The sequence below is a fragment of the Hymenobacter sp. AT01-02 genome (genome assembly GCF_000961955.2).
In the GTDB taxonomy this organism is placed as follows: domain Bacteria; phylum Bacteroidota; class Bacteroidia; order Cytophagales; family Hymenobacteraceae; genus Hymenobacter; species Hymenobacter mucosus.
Genome location: NZ_JZIR02000232.1, coordinates 1 through 2,940, shown reverse-complemented (window position 1 = coordinate 2,940; position 2,940 = coordinate 1). Strand labels below are relative to the sequence as shown.

At 56.7% G+C, this 2,940-nt stretch carries 3 protein-coding genes; 2 read left to right on the top strand and 1 reads right to left on the bottom strand.

All coding sequences use genetic code 11. From position 1 onward, the window contains the following. Window positions 1-163 precede the first annotated feature (163 nt). Window positions 164-946 (top strand): hypothetical protein, encoded by a 783-nt coding sequence (locus VI25_RS22745; RefSeq protein ID WP_055562961.1) that lies wholly within the window; start codon window positions 164-166, stop codon window positions 944-946. 258 nt (window positions 947-1,204) lie between these two features. Beyond that, window positions 1,205-1,852, top strand: coding sequence for an alpha/beta hydrolase (locus tag VI25_RS22740; RefSeq protein WP_201783391.1), 648 nt, complete (start codon window positions 1,205-1,207; stop codon window positions 1,850-1,852). A 322-nt stretch (window positions 1,853-2,174) separates the two neighbouring features. Here VI25_RS22740 and VI25_RS22735 read toward each other — a convergent pair whose 3' ends face one another. Further along, window positions 2,175-2,846, bottom strand: a complete 672-nt coding sequence (locus VI25_RS22735) for an LEA type 2 family protein (protein WP_055562960.1) — start codon at window positions 2,844-2,846, stop codon at window positions 2,175-2,177. Window positions 2,847-2,940 lie beyond the last annotated feature (94 nt).

Sequence of the window (2,940 nt, the reverse complement as noted above, 5' to 3'; positions counted from 1 at the left end):
GCCTAATCAGTGAAAGCTTGAATTCGTCGTTTAATGGCAAAGGCGACCATGGCTACGCAGGCGTGTGGGGTGGGCAATATGCTTCTTACCATCACAACCTGATTGCCCACCATCATAGCCGGGCCATTCGCTTCAACGGGGCCCGGGCCCACGACACAACAGCGTGGTAGACTACCGCAATAACGTTATCTACAACTGGGGCAACATGCAGGCAGCTTACGGAAATGAGCTGCTCATTCCGGGTGGTAGTGGGCAGCTAAATCTAGTCAACAACTATTATAAAGGTGGCCCGGCCACGCCCGCAACACGGGCGGCCGTCATTTTTGACATCACCCAAGCCTACGCATCCAACAAACCGGAGCAGCCCGTTGCCACGGTGTACGCAGCCGGCAACTATGTTGAGGGCTACCCCGCCGTTACGGCCAACAACTGGACTGGCATTCGGCTGCATCATTACCCGGAAACGGCCGCCAACTTTGCCCGCTTCAAACAACGTACTGAAACGCCCAACTTGGCGCCAATCACTACCCAACCGGCTGAGGCAGCGTACCGAACGGTACTGGCTGGCGTCGGAGCCACAGTGCCCGTGCGCGACGCGGTAGACGCGCGCATTGTGAAGGAAACTCGCACGGGTACGGCCACCGGCAGTAGCCCCGGCGGCAGCGCCACGTACGGCCTCCACCAGGGCATCATCGACTCTCAGGAAGACATAGGCGGCTGGCCTGTATACCGCAGCGGCCCGGCTCCTGCTGATACCGACCATGACGGCATGCCGGATGCCTGGGAAAAAGCTCACGGCCTAAACGCCGCGAATGAGCGCGACGGCAACAGCATCGCCCGCAGTGGGTATACTTACCTAGAGGAGTACCTTAATGAGGTGGTAGACGGTAAGTTGACTGCCGCCCCTGGCCCGGCATCAAAGAGCGCCGCTACCCGTTCTCGCTAGCGCTGCCTTTCTTGGGGTGTTATAGCCGCATGGCCAGTTTCGCTAGTGTAAAGCAATAGCCCTTGATCTAGAAAACGGAAACTACCACTGCTTCGGGATGCACTGCCGGATTTTCTTGCTAGTATTGACCTTCCCTCTAGCAATTGGGCTCAACAGGCTACGTTGGAGCCGCGCTAGGCCAGCAGCACGCATCCAAGCCTTCTACTAGTAGCAGAGCAGAATTGATAGGGCAACATCCACGAATAACTGCGTAGCCCGTTGAAAGTCGTTTTTCGATTCCTGTTCCTTGTCTTTCTGTATAGTTTGGCGGCCGGCCAGGTGGTAGCGCAAGAGCGTGCCTCGCCGGTGAGCATTGGACAGACATTCACCTTGTCCTCGGCCACGCTTGGAGAAAGCCGCCGCATCAATGTGTATTTGCCGCCGGTCTATGCAGATTCTGCCACGGTGAGGCTGCCCGTACTGTACATGCCCGATGGCGGCTTGGCAGAAGATTTTCTGCATGTAGCAGGGCTACTACAAGTATTGACCGGCAATGGCAGTATACGCCCCTTCATTCTGGTTGGCATTGAAAACACTGCCCGGCGACGTGATATGACTGGGCCAACCACCAACGCAGAGGACCGGAAAATAGCGCCTAAGGTGGGCGGGTCTGCCGCTTTTCGGCAGTTTATACGCGCCGAACTGATGCCCGCCATACGTCAACGTTACCGCGCCACCGCCGAAACCGCCATAGTAGGAGAATCATTGGCGGGCTTATTTGTAGTAGAAACGCTTGTACAGGAACCTAACCTGTTTGACACGTACCTGGCGTTTGACCTAGTTTGTGGTGGAACAACGGGAAGCTGGCAAGCGAGGCCGACAGCCGCTTACACTTGTACGCTGGCCCGGCCAAAACGCTGTATGTAGCTTTCAGCAGCGACGTTCTAGGGGAAGCATCCACGCATCGCTTCAACCAAGCGCTACAGCATGCGGCTACGGGCAATTTCATATGGTACCACAAGGATATGCCCGAAGAAACGCACGCTACTATCTACCACCCGGCAGCGCTACAGGCTTTCCGAACGGTATTCAAGCCTAAAGCGTCGTCCAGCAAGTAAACAGACGCACAAAGCTTTCATTCTGGTCAACTTGACAGTTCTGTTCTCACATGCCAGCCAAGTGGTAGTGCACCTGTTACGCGCTTGGCGCCACTACCTGCGTTGGGTTGTTGGGGACGGACAGCTGCAAGCTATGGGCGCTGCTTAAGGGAGTCGCGACGGTCAACGGCATCTAGCACATCGAAGGCTGTAAATTCTTTGTTCACCGTGATGTAGCCGCCCGGCGAAATGGTACGACCTGAGCTGGTGACAAAAGTGGGTTTTAGGCGAAGCGTGAGGCGCATGGGCTGCCGATCATGGTCGCCGAGGCCGAGTACCATACTGGCTAGTGCCTCCCCCGACTGTTCACCCAAAGCATCCCGCAAATTGCTTTCCAACGTAACGGGAGCCGTGGCCACGCCGTTGGGAGCTACCTCAATGCGTTCCGTACTGCGGCCCGTGGCTACCTGCTTGTCATCGAGCAGCGCAATGTAGTCGAAGGCGTTGAGCGCCGCGGTTTCCGCGTTGGGGTTACGCACTTCTAGATTTACCCGCATCCGTAGGGGCAACGAGCCAGTGGCGTAGGCGGCGGCAATGCGGGCTTTGTCCAAGGTAGTGAGGTCGCCAGGCTGCCGAAGGTGAGTAACGTCTACTCCCGCTACGGTGGCCTGTTCAACGGATGCCAGCCGAATTTGGGCGCCTTTGAAGGCCTTGGCTTGCTGCACTTGCTCACTGATGCCGCACTGGCTCAACCCCAGTACTGTGAACACCAAGGCCGCTGAAGCCCATGAGCGAGATAGGGTAGAAAAGGTAGTGCTTTGCATGGAAGTGGGTGGGAGAAGTACAGTGGGAGGAAGGAAGATTCCTGCTTACCCCATTACCGCCCAAATAGTTGTTATTGCCCATCTTATGCTCAAC